The organism is Roseateles chitinivorans, from assembly GCF_050632235.1.
Taxonomy (GTDB): domain Bacteria; phylum Pseudomonadota; class Gammaproteobacteria; order Burkholderiales; family Burkholderiaceae_C; genus Roseateles; species Roseateles chitinivorans_A.
In genome coordinates, this window is the sequence record NZ_CP192584.1 from 2,142,953 (window position 1) to 2,164,392 (window position 21,440).

Here is a 21,440-nt window from a genome sequence, read left to right on the forward strand (position 1 = left end):
TCACGCATGGATCTGATCAACAACCTGATGCTGGGGTTCGGCACGGCGTTCACGCCGGAGAACCTCCTGTACGCCTTCGGCGGCGCCGTGCTGGGCACGCTGATCGGCGTGCTGCCGGGCCTGGGCCCCGTCGCCACGATCGCGATGCTGCTGCCGTCGATCTACTCGCTGGATGCGACGCCGGCGCTGATCATGCTCGCCGGCATCTATTACGGGGCGCAGTACGGCGGCTCGACGACGGCCATCCTGATCAACGTGCCCGGTGAGTCCTCGTCGGTCGTGACGGCGATCGACGGCTACCAGATGGCCCGGCAAGGGCGTGCCGGTCCGGCTCTGGCGGCGGCGGGCCTGGGCTCGTTCTTCGCAGGCTGCGTGGGCACCGTCATCATCGCGGCCTTCGCGCCGCCGTTGACCGAGTTGGCCTTCAAGTTCGGCCCCGCCGAATACTTCTCGCTGATGGTGCTGGGCCTGATCGGCGCGGTGGTGCTGGCCTCGGGCTCGCTCATCAAGGCGATCTCGATGATCGTGCTGGGCCTGCTGCTCGGACAGATCAACACGGACGTGATCTCGGGAACGCCGCGCTTCTCGTTCGACGTGCCAGAGCTGACGGACGGCATCAACTTCGTCGTGATCGCGATGGGCGTCTTCGGCTTCGGCGAGATCATCGCGAACCTCGGCCAGCCGGCCGAGCACCGCGAGGTCTTCACCAAGAGCGTGAAGGGCCTGTGGCCGACCAAGCAGGACTTCCACGACGCGTGGCCGGCGGTGCTGCGCGGCACCGCGCTGGGTTCGGTGCTGGGTGTGCTGCCCGGCGGTGGCGCGCTGCTGGCCTCGTTCGCGGCCTACACGCTGGAGAAGAAGGTCTCCAAGACGCCGGAGAAGTTCGGCAAGGGCGCCATCCAGGGCGTGGCAGGTCCGGAGTCGGCCAACAACGCCGGCGCGCAGACTTCCTTCATCCCGATGCTGACGCTGGGCATCCCGCCCAACGCGGTGATGGCGCTGATGGTCGGTGCGATGACGATCAAGGGCATCCAGCCCGGTCCGCAGGTCATGACCAGCAATCCGGAACTGTTCTGGGGCCTGATCGCGTCGATGTGGGTCGGCAACCTGATGCTGGTGATCCTGAACCTGCCGATGATCGGCATCTGGATCAAGCTGCTCACGGTGCCCTACCGTTTCCTGTTCCCGGCGATCGCGGTCTTCTGCTGCATCGGCACCTACACGCTGAACAACAACAACTTCGACGTCTATATGACGGCGGCGTTCGCGGTGATCGGTTATCTCTTCTACAAGCTGAGCTGCGAAGCGGCTCCGCTGCTCCTGGGCTTCATCCTCGGCCCGATGATGGAAGAGAACCTGCGTCGCGCGCTGTTGCTGTCCCGCGGTGACTGGATGACCTTCATGTCGCGCCCGCTGTCGGCGGGCCTGCTCATCGCCGCGGCGTTGATGGTGGTGGTGGTGATGCTGCCGTCCATCAAGAACAAGCGCGAGGAAGCGTTCCAGGACGCGGACTGACCAGACTTCTGGCTTCAGCCTCATCGAAGACCCGCCTCGGCGGGTCTTTTTCTTGGTGAGCCGCCGGTACGCTTCCAGAAGAATCAATGGCTTAAGGACGCTCCGTGCGAGACGCGGCCAACTGTCAACAACTTTCCCTTGTAGTTCTTGCGAGCCGCTCGAAGACCGTGCTACAGTCGCTGTCTTCGCTGCACAGACAAATGTCTTGCAGCGGCCCCCGAAGGAACTGTCGGGGGTGTCAGGTGAATAATCAGCAAAAGCCGGTTTTCATTTGGCGGCGAGATTCTCGCAGTCGGTGATGAAAATAATTTCTCTGACTGCTTGACGGATTCGAAAGAAATCGTTCATAATCTCGCTTCTGCGCTGCTGACGACAAGTCAGCGACGCGACGAAGTAAGCGGAAGCTGCTTCGATGTTCTTTAAGAATTTACAGCCGATAAGCGTGGGCGTCTGGACGAGCGACCTGAGAAGGTTAAATCGCTAGATGCTCACGGAAGAAAGAATGAAGCTATGAAAGTAGTCTTTGTTCGATTCCGTTGAGTTTATTCAAGATCGAACTGTAGAGTTTGATCCTGGCTCAGATTGAACGCTGGCGGCATGCCTTACACATGCAAGTCGAACGGTAACGCGGGGCAACCTGGCGACGAGTGGCGAACGGGTGAGTAATATATCGGAACGTGCCCAGTTGTGGGGGATAACTGCTCGAAAGAGCAGCTAATACCGCATACGACCTGAGGGTGAAAGCGGGGGATCGCAAGACCTCGCGCAATTGGAGCGGCCGATATCAGATTAGGTAGTTGGTGGGGTAAAGGCCTACCAAGCCTACGATCTGTAGCTGGTCTGAGAGGACGACCAGCCACACTGGGACTGAGACACGGCCCAGACTCCTACGGGAGGCAGCAGTGGGGAATTTTGGACAATGGGGGCAACCCTGATCCAGCCATGCCGCGTGCGGGAAGAAGGCCTTCGGGTTGTAAACCGCTTTTGTCAGGGAAGAAAAGACTCCTACTAATACTGGGGGTTCATGACGGTACCTGAAGAATAAGCACCGGCTAACTACGTGCCAGCAGCCGCGGTAATACGTAGGGTGCAAGCGTTAATCGGAATTACTGGGCGTAAAGCGTGCGCAGGCGGTTATGCAAGACAGATGTGAAATCCCCGGGCTCAACCTGGGAACTGCATTTGTGACTGCATGGCTAGAGTACGGTAGAGGGGGATGGAATTCCGCGTGTAGCAGTGAAATGCGTAGATATGCGGAGGAACACCGATGGCGAAGGCAATCCCCTGGACCTGTACTGACGCTCATGCACGAAAGCGTGGGGAGCAAACAGGATTAGATACCCTGGTAGTCCACGCCCTAAACGATGTCAACTGGTTGTTGGGAGGGTTTCTTCTCAGTAACGTAGCTAACGCGTGAAGTTGACCGCCTGGGGAGTACGGCCGCAAGGTTGAAACTCAAAGGAATTGACGGGGACCCGCACAAGCGGTGGATGATGTGGTTTAATTCGATGCAACGCGAAAAACCTTACCTACCCTTGACATGCCAGGAATCCTGCAGAGATGTGGGAGTGCTCGAAAGAGAACCTGGACACAGGTGCTGCATGGCCGTCGTCAGCTCGTGTCGTGAGATGTTGGGTTAAGTCCCGCAACGAGCGCAACCCTTGTCATTAGTTGCTACGAAAGGGCACTCTAATGAGACTGCCGGTGACAAACCGGAGGAAGGTGGGGATGACGTCAGGTCATCATGGCCCTTATGGGTAGGGCTACACACGTCATACAATGGCCGGGACAGAGGGCTGCCAACCCGCGAGGGGGAGCTAATCCCAGAAACCCGGTCGTAGTCCGGATCGCAGTCTGCAACTCGACTGCGTGAAGTCGGAATCGCTAGTAATCGCGGATCAGCTTGCCGCGGTGAATACGTTCCCGGGTCTTGTACACACCGCCCGTCACACCATGGGAGCGGGTTCTGCCAGAAGTAGTTAGCCTAACCGCAAGGAGGGCGATTACCACGGCAGGGTTCGTGACTGGGGTGAAGTCGTAACAAGGTAGCCGTATCGGAAGGTGCGGCTGGATCACCTCCTTTCTAGAGATGACGAGACCGTTGTCTGGCCTAGGTCAGAGAATTGAGTCGAGTCCACATAAGCGAGTTCAGCGCGCCCACACTTATCGGCTGTAGACACACAACAGTGAGTGAGAAAACGCGTGAGCCTGGCGAGCTGGCCTTGCCGGTTGGCGCGATTGCAGGAGCACGCAAGAAACGCGTGGGTCTGTAGCTCAGTCGGTTAGAGCACCGTCTTGATAAGGCGGGGGTCGCTGGTTCGAATCCAGCCAGACCCACCACGATGATCGTCAAGATCTTGGGGGATTAGCTCAGCTGGGAGAGCACCTGCTTTGCAAGCAGGGGGTCGTCGGTTCGATCCCGTCATCCTCCACCAATCACTTCACAAGGTTGGCAAACCACAGCGTCAAGAATGACGTTGTGGTTTGCCAGTCTCGACTTTTTAGTCGGCTGTTGTTCTTTAACAATTCGTAGAGTCGAATCAGCGTTGCTGGCGGAAAGCTCGGCACTCGTAAAGGGGTGACCGGCACCGTGCCGCCAGCGACATTTGATTGCGTCAACAAACTTCAACTCTGAAAAGAGTAGAAATTGAAGAACGGCGAACGCGTGATACTCAAATAAATGCTCAAGTTGTTGAGCATCTGTCCTTGACGACATCTGCGGATGTCAAAGTTATAGGGTCAAGTGACTAAGTGCATGTGGTGGATGCCTTGGCGATTACAGGCGACGAAGGACGTGATAGCCTGCGATAAGCTTCGGGGAGCTGGCAAATAAGCTTTGATCCGGAGATTTCCGAATGGGGAAACCCACCTCGTTTAGAGGTATCGCATACTGAATACATAGGTATGCGAGGCGAACCGGGTGAACTGAAACATCTCAGTAGCTCGAGGAAAAGACATCAACCGAGATTCCGAAAGTAGTGGCGAGCGAAATCGGAGTAGCCCTCGTGTTTTAGCAGTTGGCATATCAGAACGGAATGGAAAGTCCGGCCATAGCGGGTGATAGCCCCGTATGAGAAATGTCGATTGTGGAACTAGGCACGAATAGAGTAGGGCGGGACACGTGAAATCCTGTCTGAATATGGGGGGACCATCCTCCAAGGCTAAATACTCGTAATCGACCGATAGTGAACAAGTACCGTGAGGGAAAGGCGAAAAGAACCCCGGGAGGGGAGTGAAATAGATCCTGAAACCGCATGCATACAAAAAGTAGGAGCCCGCAAGGGTGACTGCGTACCTTTTGTATAATGGGTCAGCGACTTACATTCAGTGGCGAGGTTAACCGAATAGGGTAGCCGTAGAGAAATCGAGTCCGAATAGGGCGAATTAGTCGCTGGGTGTAGACCCGAAACCAGGTGATCTATCCATGGCCAGGATGAAGGTACCGTAACAGGTGCTGGAGGTCCGAACCGACTAGTGTTGCAAAACTAGCGGATGAGCTGTGGATAGGGGTGAAAGGCTAAACAAACCTGGAGATAGCTGGTTCTCTCCGAAAACTATTTAGGTAGTGCCTCAAGTATTACCTTCGGGGGTAGAGCACTGTTTAGGCTAGGGGGTCATGGCGACTTACCAAACCTATGCAAACTCCGAATACCGAAGAGTACAGCTTGGGAGACAGAGCACCGGGTGCTAACGTCCGGACTCAAGAGGGAAACAACCCAGACCGCCAGCTAAGGTCCCTAAAATTGGCTAAGTGGGAAACGAAGTGGGAAGGCTAAAACAGTCAGGATGTTGGCTTAGAAGCAGCCATCATTTAAAGAAAGCGTAATAGCTCACTGATCGAGTCGTCCTGCGCGGAAGATGTAACGGGGCTAAGCCAGTTACCGAAGCTGCGGATGCACAGTTTACTGTGCGTGGTAGGAGAGCGTTCTGTACGCCTGTGAAGGTGGGTCGTGAGGCCTGCTGGAGGTATCAGAAGTGCGAATGCTGACATGAGTAGCGTTAAAGGGGGTGAAAAGCCCCCTCGCCGAAAGCGCAAGGTTTCCTACGCAACGTTCATCGGCGTAGGGTGAGTCGGCCCCTAAGGCGAGGCAGAGATGCGTAGCTGATGGGAAACAGGTCAATATTCCTGTACCGATCAATAGTGCGATGTGGGGACGGAGAAGGTTAGCTCAGCCGGGTGTTGGATGTCCCGGTTCAAGCCTGTAGTCGTGCCTGGTAGGCAAATCCGCCGGGCTTAGATGAGGGGTGATAACGAGTCTGCTTGCAGACGAAGTGAGTGATACCCTGCTTCCAGGAAAAGCCACTAAGCTTCAGCTATTGACGACCGTACCGCAAACCGACACTGGTGCGCGAGATGAGTATTCTAAGGCGCTTGAGAGAACTCTGGAGAAGGAACTCGGCAAATTGACACCGTAACTTCGGAAGAAGGTGTGCCTTTAGTAGGTGATCCATTTACTTGGTTAGCCCAATGAGGCCGCAGAGAATCGGTGGCTGCAACTGTTTATTAAAAACACAGCACTCTGCAAAGACGAAAGTCGACGTATAGGGTGTGACTCCTGCCCGGTGCTGGAAGATTAAATGATGGGGTGCAAGCTCTTGACTGAAGTCCCAGTAAACGGCGGCCGTAACTATAACGGTCCTAAGGTAGCGAAATTCCTTGTCGGGTAAGTTCCGACCTGCACGAATGGAGTAATGATGGCCACACTGTCTCCTCCAGAGACTCAGCGAAGTTGAAATGTTTGTGATGATGCAATCTCCCCGCGGAAAGACGGAAAGACCCCATGAACCTTTACTGTAGCTTTACATTGGACTTTGAACAGATCTGTGTAGGATAGGTGGGAGGCTTTGAAACCTGGTCGCTAGATCAGGTGGAGCCAACGTTGAAATACCACCCTGGTGTGTTTGAGGTTCTAACCTTGGCCCGTTATCCGGGTTGGGGACAGTGTATGGTGGGCAGTTTGACTGGGGCGGTCTCCTCCCAAAGTGTAACGGAGGAGTTCGAAGGTACGCTAAATACGGTCGGAAATCGTGTTGATAGTGCATTGGCATAAGCGTGCTTGACTGCGAGACTGACAAGTCGAGCAGGTACGAAAGTAGGACAAAGTGATCCGGTGGTTCTGTATGGAAGGGCCATCGCTCAACGGATAAAAGGTACTCTGGGGATAACAGGCTGATACCGCCCAAGAGTTCATATCGACGGCGGTGTTTGGCACCTCGATGTCGGCTCATCTCATCCTGGGGCTGTAGCCGGTCCCAAGGGTATGGCTGTTCGCCATTTAAAGAGGTACGTGAGCTGGGTTTAAAACGTCGTGAGACAGTTTGGTCCCTATCTTCCGTGGGCGCTGCAAGATTGAGAGAGCCTGCTCCTAGTACGAGAGGACCGGAGTGGACGCACCTCTGGTGTATCGGTTGTCACGCCAGTGGCATCGCCGAGTAGCTAAGTGCGGAAGAGATAACCGCTGAAAGCATCTAAGCGGGAAACTCGTCTCAAGATGAGTCTTGCCGGGGCCTAGAGCCCCTGAAGGGTCGTTCAAGACCAGGACGTTGATAGGCTGGGTGTGGAAGCGCAGTAATGCGTTAAGCTAACCAGTACTAATTGCCCGTGAGGCTTGACCCTATAACTTTGACACTCAAAACGTCAAGGTGAGTGGTCACGCAGATCGCAGCGCATCCCGCTTATGCTGGGAATGCCCGATCAAAACCGTTCTTCAATCCCTGAAGACGCAATCAAACCAAGCTGATTTGACTCTACCGAATTGGGCCTGCTGAGCTCCTCAGCAAGCCAACCAGTCAAGCCTGATGACCATAGCGAGTCGGTCCCACCCCTTCCCATCCCGAACAGGACCGTGAAACGACTCAGCGCCGATGATAGTGCGGATTCCCGTGTGAAAGTAGGTCATCGTCAGGCTAATATCCGGAGACGCCCGGTCGGATGACCGGGCGTTCCTTTCTCTGCTTGCAGAGATCAGCGCTTTGCGGAGCGTTGATCTCTGAGGCTGAGACGGCATCGATCTGATCATGCAAATGATTTCGAAAGATGCTTGACAAGTTCAAACGAACTCGTTTATAGTCTCGCTTCTGCGCTGCTGACGACAAGTCAGCGACGCGACGAAGTAAGCGGAAGCTGCTTCGATGTTCTTTAAGAATTTACAGCCGATAAGCGTGGGCGTCTGGACGAGCGACCTGAGAAGGTTAAATCGCTAGATGCTCACGGAAGAAAGAATGAAGCTATGAAAGTAGTCTTTGTTCGATTCCGTTGAGTTTATTCAAGATCGAACTGTAGAGTTTGATCCTGGCTCAGATTGAACGCTGGCGGCATGCCTTACACATGCAAGTCGAACGGTAACGCGGGGCAACCTGGCGACGAGTGGCGAACGGGTGAGTAATATATCGGAACGTGCCCAGTTGTGGGGGATAACTGCTCGAAAGAGCAGCTAATACCGCATACGACCTGAGGGTGAAAGCGGGGGATCGCAAGACCTCGCGCAATTGGAGCGGCCGATATCAGATTAGGTAGTTGGTGGGGTAAAGGCCTACCAAGCCTACGATCTGTAGCTGGTCTGAGAGGACGACCAGCCACACTGGGACTGAGACACGGCCCAGACTCCTACGGGAGGCAGCAGTGGGGAATTTTGGACAATGGGGGCAACCCTGATCCAGCCATGCCGCGTGCGGGAAGAAGGCCTTCGGGTTGTAAACCGCTTTTGTCAGGGAAGAAAAGACTCCTACTAATACTGGGGGTTCATGACGGTACCTGAAGAATAAGCACCGGCTAACTACGTGCCAGCAGCCGCGGTAATACGTAGGGTGCAAGCGTTAATCGGAATTACTGGGCGTAAAGCGTGCGCAGGCGGTTATGCAAGACAGATGTGAAATCCCCGGGCTCAACCTGGGAACTGCATTTGTGACTGCATGGCTAGAGTACGGTAGAGGGGGATGGAATTCCGCGTGTAGCAGTGAAATGCGTAGATATGCGGAGGAACACCGATGGCGAAGGCAATCCCCTGGACCTGTACTGACGCTCATGCACGAAAGCGTGGGGAGCAAACAGGATTAGATACCCTGGTAGTCCACGCCCTAAACGATGTCAACTGGTTGTTGGGAGGGTTTCTTCTCAGTAACGTAGCTAACGCGTGAAGTTGACCGCCTGGGGAGTACGGCCGCAAGGTTGAAACTCAAAGGAATTGACGGGGACCCGCACAAGCGGTGGATGATGTGGTTTAATTCGATGCAACGCGAAAAACCTTACCTACCCTTGACATGCCAGGAATCCTGCAGAGATGTGGGAGTGCTCGAAAGAGAACCTGGACACAGGTGCTGCATGGCCGTCGTCAGCTCGTGTCGTGAGATGTTGGGTTAAGTCCCGCAACGAGCGCAACCCTTGTCATTAGTTGCTACGAAAGGGCACTCTAATGAGACTGCCGGTGACAAACCGGAGGAAGGTGGGGATGACGTCAGGTCATCATGGCCCTTATGGGTAGGGCTACACACGTCATACAATGGCCGGGACAGAGGGCTGCCAACCCGCGAGGGGGAGCTAATCCCAGAAACCCGGTCGTAGTCCGGATCGCAGTCTGCAACTCGACTGCGTGAAGTCGGAATCGCTAGTAATCGCGGATCAGCTTGCCGCGGTGAATACGTTCCCGGGTCTTGTACACACCGCCCGTCACACCATGGGAGCGGGTTCTGCCAGAAGTAGTTAGCCTAACCGCAAGGAGGGCGATTACCACGGCAGGGTTCGTGACTGGGGTGAAGTCGTAACAAGGTAGCCGTATCGGAAGGTGCGGCTGGATCACCTCCTTTCTAGAGATGACGAGACCGTTGTCTGGCCTAGGTCAGAGAATTGAGTCGAGTCCACATAAGCGAGTTCAGCGCGCCCACACTTATCGGCTGTAGACACACAACAGTGAGTGAGAAAACGCGTGAGCCTGGCGAGCTGGCCTTGCCGGTTGGCGCGATTGCAGGAGCACGCAAGAAACGCGTGGGTCTGTAGCTCAGTCGGTTAGAGCACCGTCTTGATAAGGCGGGGGTCGCTGGTTCGAATCCAGCCAGACCCACCACGATGATCGTCAAGATCTTGGGGGATTAGCTCAGCTGGGAGAGCACCTGCTTTGCAAGCAGGGGGTCGTCGGTTCGATCCCGTCATCCTCCACCAATCACTTCACAAGGTTGGCAAACCACAGCGTCAAGAATGACGTTGTGGTTTGCCAGTCTCGACTTTTTAGTCGGCTGTTGTTCTTTAACAATTCGTAGAGTCGAATCAGCGTTGCTGGCGGAAAGCTCGGCACTCGTAAAGGGGTGACCGGCACCGTGCCGCCAGCGACATTTGATTGCGTCAACAAACTTCAACTCTGAAAAGAGTAGAAATTGAAGAACGGCGAACGCGTGATACTCAAATAAATGCTCAAGTTGTTGAGCATCTGTCCTTGACGACATCTGCGGATGTCAAAGTTATAGGGTCAAGTGACTAAGTGCATGTGGTGGATGCCTTGGCGATTACAGGCGACGAAGGACGTGATAGCCTGCGATAAGCTTCGGGGAGCTGGCAAATAAGCTTTGATCCGGAGATTTCCGAATGGGGAAACCCACCTCGTTTAGAGGTATCGCATACTGAATACATAGGTATGCGAGGCGAACCGGGTGAACTGAAACATCTCAGTAGCTCGAGGAAAAGACATCAACCGAGATTCCGAAAGTAGTGGCGAGCGAAATCGGAGTAGCCCTCGTGTTTTAGCAGTTGGCATATCAGAACGGAATGGAAAGTCCGGCCATAGCGGGTGATAGCCCCGTATGAGAAATGTCGATTGTGGAACTAGGCACGAATAGAGTAGGGCGGGACACGTGAAATCCTGTCTGAATATGGGGGGACCATCCTCCAAGGCTAAATACTCGTAATCGACCGATAGTGAACAAGTACCGTGAGGGAAAGGCGAAAAGAACCCCGGGAGGGGAGTGAAATAGATCCTGAAACCGCATGCATACAAAAAGTAGGAGCCCGCAAGGGTGACTGCGTACCTTTTGTATAATGGGTCAGCGACTTACATTCAGTGGCGAGGTTAACCGAATAGGGTAGCCGTAGAGAAATCGAGTCCGAATAGGGCGAATTAGTCGCTGGGTGTAGACCCGAAACCAGGTGATCTATCCATGGCCAGGATGAAGGTACCGTAACAGGTGCTGGAGGTCCGAACCGACTAGTGTTGCAAAACTAGCGGATGAGCTGTGGATAGGGGTGAAAGGCTAAACAAACCTGGAGATAGCTGGTTCTCTCCGAAAACTATTTAGGTAGTGCCTCAAGTATTACCTTCGGGGGTAGAGCACTGTTTAGGCTAGGGGGTCATGGCGACTTACCAAACCTATGCAAACTCCGAATACCGAAGAGTACAGCTTGGGAGACAGAGCACCGGGTGCTAACGTCCGGACTCAAGAGGGAAACAACCCAGACCGCCAGCTAAGGTCCCTAAAATTGGCTAAGTGGGAAACGAAGTGGGAAGGCTAAAACAGTCAGGATGTTGGCTTAGAAGCAGCCATCATTTAAAGAAAGCGTAATAGCTCACTGATCGAGTCGTCCTGCGCGGAAGATGTAACGGGGCTAAGCCAGTTACCGAAGCTGCGGATGCACAGTTTACTGTGCGTGGTAGGAGAGCGTTCTGTACGCCTGTGAAGGTGGGTCGTGAGGCCTGCTGGAGGTATCAGAAGTGCGAATGCTGACATGAGTAGCGTTAAAGGGGGTGAAAAGCCCCCTCGCCGAAAGCGCAAGGTTTCCTACGCAACGTTCATCGGCGTAGGGTGAGTCGGCCCCTAAGGCGAGGCAGAGATGCGTAGCTGATGGGAAACAGGTCAATATTCCTGTACCGATCAATAGTGCGATGTGGGGACGGAGAAGGTTAGCTCAGCCGGGTGTTGGATGTCCCGGTTCAAGCCTGTAGTCGTGCCTGGTAGGCAAATCCGCCGGGCTTAGATGAGGGGTGATAACGAGTCTGCTTGCAGACGAAGTGAGTGATACCCTGCTTCCAGGAAAAGCCACTAAGCTTCAGCTATTGACGACCGTACCGCAAACCGACACTGGTGCGCGAGATGAGTATTCTAAGGCGCTTGAGAGAACTCTGGAGAAGGAACTCGGCAAATTGACACCGTAACTTCGGAAGAAGGTGTGCCTTTAGTAGGTGATCCATTTACTTGGTTAGCCCAATGAGGCCGCAGAGAATCGGTGGCTGCAACTGTTTATTAAAAACACAGCACTCTGCAAAGACGAAAGTCGACGTATAGGGTGTGACTCCTGCCCGGTGCTGGAAGATTAAATGATGGGGTGCAAGCTCTTGACTGAAGTCCCAGTAAACGGCGGCCGTAACTATAACGGTCCTAAGGTAGCGAAATTCCTTGTCGGGTAAGTTCCGACCTGCACGAATGGAGTAATGATGGCCACACTGTCTCCTCCAGAGACTCAGCGAAGTTGAAATGTTTGTGATGATGCAATCTCCCCGCGGAAAGACGGAAAGACCCCATGAACCTTTACTGTAGCTTTACATTGGACTTTGAACAGATCTGTGTAGGATAGGTGGGAGGCTTTGAAACCTGGTCGCTAGATCAGGTGGAGCCAACGTTGAAATACCACCCTGGTGTGTTTGAGGTTCTAACCTTGGCCCGTTATCCGGGTTGGGGACAGTGTATGGTGGGCAGTTTGACTGGGGCGGTCTCCTCCCAAAGTGTAACGGAGGAGTTCGAAGGTACGCTAAATACGGTCGGAAATCGTGTTGATAGTGCATTGGCATAAGCGTGCTTGACTGCGAGACTGACAAGTCGAGCAGGTACGAAAGTAGGACAAAGTGATCCGGTGGTTCTGTATGGAAGGGCCATCGCTCAACGGATAAAAGGTACTCTGGGGATAACAGGCTGATACCGCCCAAGAGTTCATATCGACGGCGGTGTTTGGCACCTCGATGTCGGCTCATCTCATCCTGGGGCTGTAGCCGGTCCCAAGGGTATGGCTGTTCGCCATTTAAAGAGGTACGTGAGCTGGGTTTAAAACGTCGTGAGACAGTTTGGTCCCTATCTTCCGTGGGCGCTGCAAGATTGAGAGAGCCTGCTCCTAGTACGAGAGGACCGGAGTGGACGCACCTCTGGTGTATCGGTTGTCACGCCAGTGGCATCGCCGAGTAGCTAAGTGCGGAAGAGATAACCGCTGAAAGCATCTAAGCGGGAAACTCGTCTCAAGATGAGTCTTGCCGGGGCCTAGAGCCCCCTGAAGGGTCGTTCAAGACCAGGACGTTGATAGGCTGGGTGTGGAAGCGCAGTAATGCGTTAAGCTAACCAGTACTAATTGCCCGTGAGGCTTGACCCTATAACTTTGACACTCAAAACGTCAAGGTGAGTGGTCACGCAGATCGCAGCGCATCCCGCTTATGCTGGGAATGCCCGATCAAAACCGTTCTTCAATCCCTGAAGACGCAATCAAACCAAGCTGATTTGACTCTACCGAATTGGGCCTGCTGAGCTCCTCAGCAAGCCAACCAGTCAAGCCTGATGACCATAGCGAGTCGGTCCCACCCCTTCCCATCCCGAACAGGACCGTGAAACGACTCAGCGCCGATGATAGTGCGGATTCCCGTGTGAAAGTAGGTCATCGTCAGGCTAATATCCCGCCAAACCCCTCGGTCAGCAATGATCGAGGGGTTTTGCTTTGTGGGGCTTCGATTTGAATGGTTTTGATTTTGGATGCATACGTTTGCTCCGCTAATCTCGGTAGTGCAGCGCCAGATTCGTGTATGTATTCGCCCCTTTTGTGGGACTGTTTTTTTTAGAGCCTCGGAATAGACTGCGCCTCACGTTTGAGCATGGCGAGGGGTTTATGCAGCATTTCTGGAGTGGCGTGAGGCCTTCCCCATTGTTTGCCTTGGCCGCACTCGCTGTCTCGCTGTCTGGTCCACCGGCGCGCGCAGCGGAGATCGCCTCTGTCGCGCCCCAGGGCGAAGTGGGGCAAATCCAGAACGTTGTCGTGAGGTTCGGCGCGGCAACGTCAAAGTTTGGCGATCCGCGCCTCGCTGCTCCCGTGACGATCCGTTGTGGAGAGCGCGCTCCGCAGGGAAGCGGGCGCTGGACCAACGAGCGGGAATGGGTTTTCGATTTCGCTCGCCCACTCGCTGCAGGGACGAAGTGCGTGGTCAGGGCCAGCGAGGGTTTCCAACCCACGGCGCCCGGTGCGGCTCCGGGATGGAGCGGCGCTCGCGAGTTCTCTTTCCAGCTCAGCGCGCCGACGGTCAGGCGGGTGAGTCCTTGGGAAGGTGGAAAGATCGAGGAGGATCAGCGATTCCTTCTTCAACTTTCTGGTGACGCCAGGACTGAGACGATTGCCCCCCACATGTGGTGCGAATCGAAGGCGCTTGGCGAGCGCATTCCGGTAGTACTTGGCGATGCTGCCGAACGTGACGCGCTACTCCGTGCGCTGAAGATGGGCGACGCAAAGGATCAGAGGTGGATCCTTGTCGGATGCTCGCGGCCACTGCCGGCAGGCGCGGAGGCCAGTCTTGTGTGGGGAGCTGGCATCGCTGCCGCGGGAAACGACTCAGTACGAACTCGAGCCGACCGACGTTTCCGCTTTTCAGTTCGCTCGCCGCTGACCGCAGAGTTGTCATGCGAACGCGAACGAGCAAATGCACCCTGCCTGTCAGTTCGTCCGATCACGGTCAGCTTCTCTGAGCCGATTGCGCGAGACCAAGCGCTGAAGGTTCGACTCAGGGCGCCGAACGGCGCCACCGTGACGCCGGTGATGCCGACCGAGCAGGAGCCGCAGTCGGCCAAATGGTTGGCGACCGTGCGTTTCCCTGTGCCACTGGCAGAGCAGCAGGACTATCTTCTTGAGCTTCCCGATGGAATCAAGGACGAGAGTGGTCGGCCTCTGTCAAACGCTGCCAGCTTCCCGTTGAAGGTTCGAACGTCCGAAGCGCCGCCGCTTGCGAAGTTTGCAGCGGCGCCATTCGGCATCGTCGAGTGGGAGGCGGCGGGGCCCAGTCTGGTACCCCTCAGCCTGCGCCATGTCCAGGCTGACCTGCAGCCTAGTTCCAGCGGGCACTTGCGGATCAGAAGGCTGACCGACGATGTCGAGATCCTGAAGTGGTACGGGCGGCTTTTCCATCAGAACGAATGGGAGGATCGCAAGTCAGAGTGGCTGAAGGACGCCGCGGATCTTCAGTCGATGACGGTGCCGCCACCGAATCCGGACAAGGTCATTGATGTGATCGGGGTGCCGCTGTCACAACCCGGTTATCACGTGCTCGAGCTGAAGTCGCCGCGACTGGGCCAGGCGCTCCTCGATCCAATCCAGCCGATGTTCGTGCGGACGGGTGCACTCGTCACCAATCTTGGACTCCACGTCAAGGTGGGGAAGGACGACAGCCTCGTATGGGTGACATCGCTCGACAAGGGCAAGCCGGTCGAGGGCGCCCAAGTGTCGGTCTACGACTGTCGTGGCAAATCGCTGTGGCGTGGACGGACCGATGGGCAGGGCCTCGCGCGGATTGATCGCCCGAACCTGGATGGCGACAGCGGAAGCGGCCAATGCATCGCCGAATCGGGGCTCTTCATCACGGCGCGTTTCTCGCAGTCAGGGAAGGCCTTGGACCAGTCCTTCATGTTCAGCGGCTGGAGTCGTGGCATCGAGCCTTGGCGCTTCAATGTGCCCATTGCCTGGGGCTCGGAGCGGGTGGCGCGTGCGCACACGGTCACCGATCGTCCGCTGCTGCGCGCCGGTGACACGCTGTCCATGAAGCACTTCTTCCGCTTGGAGACGGTTCAGGGTCTGAGCGATGCCACGCCAGACCAGTTGCCGGACAAGTTGCGTGTCGTGTTCGAAGGCACGGGTGAGGACATCGCCACGCTGGACCTGCGCTGGCAGGGGGCCCGTTATGCGCTGAGCACGTGGAAGGTGCCTCCTGGGGCCAAACTGGGTCGATACCGTTTTGTCATGGAGCGCGAGGATTCGCGCGGCGGACGTCGTAGCTGGGACAGCGGCAGCGTTCGTGTCGAGGAATTCAGGGTGCCGCTCGTCGATGCGCGCCTCATTCCGCCCAAGGCCCCTTCTGCGGGCGCGAAGGAGCAGACCTGGGCTGCCCAATTGAACTACATGGCGGGAGGCGCCATGGCGAAGTCGCCGGTGACGGTCAGTGCCATGCTGCAACCTCGCTGGAGCAACTTTCCAGGCTTCGATGATTTCGCCTTCGAGCCACCAGCAGCGGAGGGACCGCCGGATGCTGACGGCGCGGACGAGATGGACGAGGGCGACGGGGAGTCTGGCGGTGGGCCCCACGGAGCAAGCCGGCTGGTGCTGGACAAGCTGGCTCTGCAGACCGACGCGAAGGGGGGTCTCGTTCAAGGTACCGCTGAAGGGCAGCGTCGATCGCCCCACCGAACTGCGCGTCGAACTGAACTACCGGGATCCCGACGGACAGACGCATACCCGCGCGGCCTCCCAGGTCGTGTGGCCCGGTGATGTGATCGTCGGCCTGCGCGCGGCCACCTGGGTGGCCAACGGGCAGGCGCTGGCGATTCAGGCCGTGGCGCTCGACACCAACGGCAAGCCGATGGCCAATCGGAAAATCACCGTCGGTGCGCGTCAGATCCAGACACTGAGCACGCGAAAGCGGCTGGTCGGTGGTTTCTATGCGTACGAACATCAGCGCACGCTGAAGGATCTCGGCGAGCTCTGCAGCGGCACGACCGACGCGCTTGGATTCATGCGTTGCGAGGTCAAGCTGAGTCAAGGCGGGCAGATCGAGTTGATCGGTTCCGCCAAGGACGACGGCGGCCGCATGGCGCAAGCCGCCCGATCCCTCTGGGTGACAAAAGCCGGCGAACTCTGGTTTGCGCAGGACAACGACGACCGCATCGATGTGATCCCGGAGCGGCGGCGCTATGAACCGGGAGAAACCGCGAGGTTCCAGGTCCGCATGCCCTATCGCGAAGCGACCGCGTTGATCACGGTCGAGCGGGAGGGCGTGCTGCACAGCGAGGTCCGGCGTCTGTCGGGGCGCGACCCCTGGGTCGAGTTGAAGATCGACCCCGACTGGACGCCGAATGCCTTCATCAGCGTGATGGTGCTGCGAGGCCGCCTGCGCGAGGTGCCGTGGTATTCGTTCTTTTCCTGGGGGTGGCGCGAGCCGGTGAACTGGTGGCGGGAGTGGCGAGCCTCGGGGGACTATCAGGCGCCCACGGCGATGGTCGACCTGTCCAAGCCGTCCTTCAAGCTGGGCATGGCAGCGATCGAGGTCGGTCAGGCCAGGCACCGGTTGCAGGTCGAGGTCGTGCCGCAGCAGGCGCAATACGGCGTCCGGCAGAGCGCTCAAGTGACACTGCGCGTGACGCAGGACGGCAAGCCGGTCCCGGATGCCCAGATCGCCTTCGCGGCCGTCGACGAAGGGCTGCTCGCCCTCGCTCCCAACCAGAGCTGGAAGTTGCTGGACAGCATGATCCAGACACGTCCATGGGGGTGACGACAGCGACGGGACACAGTGAAATCATCGGCCGGCGGCACTACGGCCGCAAGGCGGTCGCCGCTGGCGGGGGCGGCGGGTTTGCAACCCGTGAGCTGTTCGACACGCTGTTGACCTGGCAGCCGCTGGTGACCGTCGATGCGCGCGGCGAAGCCCGCGTGCGCGTGCCCTTGAACGATTCGCTCACGCGCTTCCGGCTCGTGGCGGTGGCGGATGCGCCGGGGCAGCGCTTCGGCACCGGGGAGGGCAGCATCAACGTGAGCCAGGACCTGCAACTGCTCTCCGGTCTGCCGCCGCTGGTGCGGGAGGGCGACCGCGTGCAGGCCATGCTCACCCTGCGCAACGCGACGAATCGGGCGATGGATCTCAAGGTGACGCTGGCAGGCAAGGCGAGCGGCGAGGGTGGCGATCTGACGGTGCCCGCCGACGCTCGAACCGTGAAGCTGGCTGCAGGCCAGGCGCAGGAGCTGACCTGGGATGTCCTGGTCCCCGAGGGCGTCCAGCGGATCGTCTGGGAGGCGCAGGCCCAGGAGCAGGGCGGCAGCGCCAAGGATGCGATGCGGACCACGCAAGCCGTCGAGCCGGCGGTCCCGGTGCGGGTGCTCCAGGCGACGTTGCGGCAGCTCGACGCCCCGATCAGCCTCCCGGTCGCGGCGCCTGCCGATGGGCTGCCCGCGCAAGGCATCAAGCGGGGCGGACTCCAGATCGGCTTGCAACCGAAGCTGTCGACGGCGTTGCCCGGCATCCGTCGCTATTTCGAGCAGTACCCGTACACCTGCCTTGAACAGCAGAGCTCGAAGTTCATCGCGTTGCATGACACCCCGGCCTGGGACGGGCTGATGGGGCAGTTGGCGACCTATCAGGACACGGACGGGCTCTTCGCGTACTTCCCGCTCTCGCGACATCTGACGCAGGGGAGCGACGTGCTGACGGCCCATCTGTTGTCGGTGGCACAGGAAGCCGGTCGGCCGCTGCCGGCGGCGCAACTGGGCAAGGCGCTCGACGGCCTGGCCGCTTTCGTCGAAGGACGGCTGGAGCGCCGCCATTGGTCCCCACGTCCTGACGACGAACCGCGACGCATTGCCGCGCTCGCCGCCCTGTCCCGTTACGGCAAGGCGACGCCGCGGCAGTTGGGCACCGTGGAAGGGCGCAACCTGATGACATGGCCCACCGGCACCGTCGTCGATTGGCTGGTGCTGCATCAACGGATGACCGATGCGCCGGATCGTGCCAACCAGATCGCGGCGGCGCAGAACCAGTTGCGCAGTCGCCTGAGCTTCGCGGGGACCACGCTGCGCTTCGTCAACGAGGAGTCCGACGCCTGGTGGTGGCTGATGGGCAGCGCCGACGCGACGGCGGCGCGAGCGATCCTGGCCCTGGTGGACGATCCGGGCTGGAAGGAGGATCTGCCGCGGCTGGTCGTCGGCGCGCTGGCGCGTCAGGAACGGGGGGCCTGGTTCAATACGACGGCGAACCTGTGGGGCGCCTTGGCGCTCGAGAAATTCTCCGCCCGCTTCGAATCGCAGCCCGTGAAGGGAAAGACGGAGGCCCGACTGGGCAGCGCGGGCGTGGCGCTCGACTGGTCGACGAAGCCGGACGGCGGTGAGCTCCGCCTGGCCTGGCCCGCCGCCGGCCATGGAACGTTGATCGTCACACAGGCGGGCGACGGACGCCCCTGGGCCACGGTGCAGGCCTTGTCTGCCGTGCCGTTGAAGGCGCCGCTCTCTTCAGGCTATGCGATCAAGCGGACGATCACCGCCGTCTCGCAGAAGGCCGCGCCCCGCTGGTCCCGCGGTGACGTGATGCGGGTGCGGCTGGAGGTCGAGGCTGCCGCCGACATGTCCTGGGTGGTGCTCAGCGATCCGCTGCCCACCGGCGCGGCCGTGGTCGAGGGCACGATCGACACGCAGGGCGAGCGCGCCGAAGGGCAGGCGTGGCCCAGTTTCATCGAACGCAGCTTCACCGCGTGGCGCGCCTACTTCGGTTTCCTGCCGCGAGGCAAGCATGTCCTCGAGTACACGGTCCGCCTGAACAACGCCGGGCGATTCCAGCTGCCGACCACGCGCGCCGAGGCGATGTACTCGCCTGACCGTTTCGGGGAAGTGCCGAATGCGACCTTGGAGGTGCAACCGTGATGACGCCCAGGGCCGTCCGCGTGCGCGGCGGCCCTGCGCGATGGGCCACCGCGCTGGCCTTCGTGCTCCTTGGTGACGGGGGCGGCGTGGCGACGAGGGCGGCGGAGCTGCCCTCGTTCACGCAGACGCGGGCGTCGCATCCCTTGTCGGATCTCCAGCTGCTCGATCGGCGGGGCGAGCCGCTGCAGACCCTGCGCATGGATCCCGCCGCCGCGTGCTGGCCTGGGTGTCGCTGGATCAGATGTCGCCCTCGCTGCTGCGGGCGATGCTGGTCTCCGAGGACCAGCGCTTCTACGAGCACAGCGGGGTGGACTGGTCGGCCGTCGCCGCCAGTGCCTGGGCCAATCTCTGGAACACGCGCACGCGCGGCGCGTCGACGGTGACCATGCAACTCGCGGGCCTGCTCGACGACGACCTGGCCCGGCGCGGTGGTCGCAGCATGACGCAGAAGCTCGGGCAGGCGTGGGTCGCGGGGCGGTTGGAGAAACGGTGGACCAAGGCCCAGATCCTCGAGGCCTACCTGAATCGCGTGCCGCTTCGCGGCGAACTGGTCGGCGTGCCCGCCGCGGCACAGGCGCTCTTCGGCAAGCGACCCGGCGGACTGGACGCGCGGGAGTCCGCGCTGCTCGCCGCGATGTTGCGCGGGCCGAACGCCTCGGCGCAAACGCTCTCGACGCGCGCCTGCGGGGTGCTGCGGACGATGGGGCAAGGCTGCGACGGGCTCGTCGACGAGGTCGACGCCGTGCTGCGTCGAAAGGCGCTGTCGGTGGCGGATGCGCCGCAATGGGCGCCGCATTACGCCCGTCTGGCCCTGCGCGCGGACGGACCGCCGGCACAACGCAGCACGCTCGACGCGACCTGGCAACGCGTCGCGGTCCAGTCGCTGCGGCGGCACCTGGCCGAGCTGTCCGGTCGGCAGGTCGAGGACGGCGCGGTGCTCGTGCTCGACAACGCGAGCGGCGAGGTCCGCGTCTGGGTCGGATCCAGCGGCAGCCAGTGGTCGGACGCCGCCCAGGTGGACCATGTGACCGCGCGCCGGCAGCCCGGATCGACACTGAAGCCCTTCCTGTACGAACTGGCGATCGAGCGCCGCCTGATCACCGCGGCGAGCCTGCTGGACGACTCGCCGGCGCAGATCGCCACCGGGTCGGGGCTGTATCTGCCTCAGAACTACGACAAGCAGTACCGCGGCTGGATCAGCGCCCGGGCCTCGCTCGGCAACAGCCTCAACGTGCCCGCCGTGCGGCTGTCGCTGATGCTGACGCCGGAGGCGGTCTTCGAGCGGCTCAACGCCCTCGGCCTGCAGTTGCCGGAAACCGGCGGCTTCTACGGCCCGTCGCTGGCACTGGGCAGCGCCGACGTGACGCTGCTGGCCCTCACGAACGCGTACCGTGCGCTGGCGAATGGCGGGCGATATGCCGACGCAAGCTTGCCGCGTCGCGATCCGGGCAGTCCGCCCGGCGCATCGCGCCGCGTCGCGGATCCGAAAGCGAGTTTCATCGTCGGCGACATCCTGGCCGACAACAACGCCCGCGCGCTGACCTTCGGGCTGTCGAGCGCACTGGCGCTGCCGTTCCCGGCGTCGGTGAAGACCGGCACCAGCAAGGACATGCGCGACAACTGGTGCGTCGGCTGGAGCAGCCGGTTCACCGTGGGTGTCTGGGTCGGCAACTCGAGCGGCGAGGCGATGCATCAGGTGTCGGGCGTGAGCGGGGCGGCGCCGGTGTGGCGTGACGTCATGCTGGCACTGCATGCGGGCGGCATCCCGCCGCCGCTCACGCCACCAGCCGGCGTCGTGCGGCGGGACCTGCGTTTCGACGGCGGCCAGGAGCCTGCGCGACAGGAATGGTTCGTCGCGGGCACCGAGCAGGCGGTCATCCGGTCCGCCGGCACGGCCGTGGCGCTCAGCAATCCGATCGATGGCGCCATCTATGCGCTGGATCCGGATATCCCGCCGATGGCGCAGCGACTGCGCTTCACGCACGAGGGCCGGCTGGAGCGGGACGCTACCGCGGCCTGGCGGCTGGATGGTCGCGTCATCGGGCGCGGCGCGACCTGGGACTGGCTGCCGATGCCGGGCCGGCACGAACTGGCCCTGCTCGACGGGGCGGGCCGGGTGATCCAGTCGGTGCGCTTCGAGGTCCGCGGTGCCGGACTGAGGCAGCCCCTCCGGTCAAACCCGACTCCCGTCCCCCCATTCCGCAAGTCAACCGCTCCAAGGCGCAGTTCGTCGCCGGCCCCTGGCGGCCCGGGAGCTGACTTTCGATACTCCTCTCATCGTCGCTAAGATGCAGATTCGCGCGGGGAG

Annotated in this window: 5 protein-coding genes, 4 tRNA genes and 6 rRNA genes; all 15 read left to right on the forward strand. The window is 59.4% G+C overall.

The annotated features are described in order from the left end of the window. Positions 1 to 6 precede the first annotated feature (6 nt). The 15 genes from ACQ859_RS09640 (at position 7) to pbpC (ending at position 21,419) form a co-directional block, all read left to right on the forward strand. Entirely contained in the window at positions 7 to 1,515 is a 1,509-nt protein-coding gene (locus tag ACQ859_RS09640) for a tripartite tricarboxylate transporter permease (protein ID WP_431265591.1), read from the forward strand. A gap of 554 nt (positions 1,516 to 2,069) precedes the next feature. Further along, positions 2,070 to 3,598, forward strand: a 16S ribosomal RNA gene (locus tag ACQ859_RS09645). 180 nt (positions 3,599 to 3,778) lie between these two features. Beyond that, positions 3,779 to 3,855, forward strand: a tRNA-Ile gene (locus ACQ859_RS09650). Positions 3,856 to 3,874: 19 nt separating this feature from the next. After that, positions 3,875 to 3,950, forward strand: a tRNA-Ala gene (locus ACQ859_RS09655). Between the two features lie 302 nt (positions 3,951 to 4,252). Continuing rightward, positions 4,253 to 7,132: ribosomal RNA gene (locus tag ACQ859_RS09660) — 23S ribosomal RNA — on the forward strand. 178 nt (positions 7,133 to 7,310) lie between these two features. Further along, positions 7,311 to 7,423: ribosomal RNA gene (gene rrf, locus ACQ859_RS09665) — 5S ribosomal RNA — on the forward strand. Positions 7,424 to 7,789: 366 nt separating this feature from the next. After that, a 16S ribosomal RNA gene (locus tag ACQ859_RS09670) occupies positions 7,790 to 9,318 on the forward strand. A 180-nt stretch (positions 9,319 to 9,498) separates the two neighbouring features. Beyond that, positions 9,499 to 9,575, forward strand: a tRNA-Ile gene (locus tag ACQ859_RS09675). A gap of 19 nt (positions 9,576 to 9,594) precedes the next feature. Then, positions 9,595 to 9,670 (forward strand) — tRNA-Ala (locus tag ACQ859_RS09680). A 302-nt stretch (positions 9,671 to 9,972) separates the two neighbouring features. Then, a 23S ribosomal RNA gene (locus tag ACQ859_RS09685) occupies positions 9,973 to 12,853 on the forward strand. Positions 12,854 to 13,031: 178 nt separating this feature from the next. Continuing rightward, positions 13,032 to 13,144 (forward strand): 5S ribosomal RNA (gene rrf, locus ACQ859_RS09690). The 16S, 23S and 5S rRNA genes sit together here with 4 tRNA genes alongside, the layout of an rRNA operon. 1,122 nt (positions 13,145 to 14,266) lie before the next feature. Further along, positions 14,267 to 15,997, forward strand: a complete 1,731-nt coding sequence (locus ACQ859_RS09695) for an MG2 domain-containing protein (protein ID WP_431265592.1) — start codon at positions 14,267 to 14,269, stop codon at positions 15,995 to 15,997. A 1-nt stretch (position 15,998) separates the two neighbouring features. Further along, positions 15,999 to 16,997: a hypothetical protein gene (locus ACQ859_RS09700; protein WP_431265593.1), complete on the forward strand. Its 999-nt coding sequence runs from the start codon at positions 15,999 to 16,001 to the stop codon at positions 16,995 to 16,997. After that, complete coding sequence (locus ACQ859_RS09705; protein WP_431265594.1) at positions 16,988 to 19,132, forward strand: alpha-2-macroglobulin family protein; 2,145 nt, start codon at positions 16,988 to 16,990, stop codon at positions 19,130 to 19,132. The genes ACQ859_RS09700 and ACQ859_RS09705 overlap by 10 nt, the downstream gene beginning before the upstream one ends. A gap of 214 nt (positions 19,133 to 19,346) precedes the next feature. Continuing rightward, entirely contained in the window at positions 19,347 to 21,419 is a 2,073-nt protein-coding gene (pbpC, locus tag ACQ859_RS09710) for a penicillin-binding protein 1C (protein ID WP_431265595.1), read from the forward strand. The last annotated feature ends 21 nt before the right edge of the window (positions 21,420 to 21,440 follow it).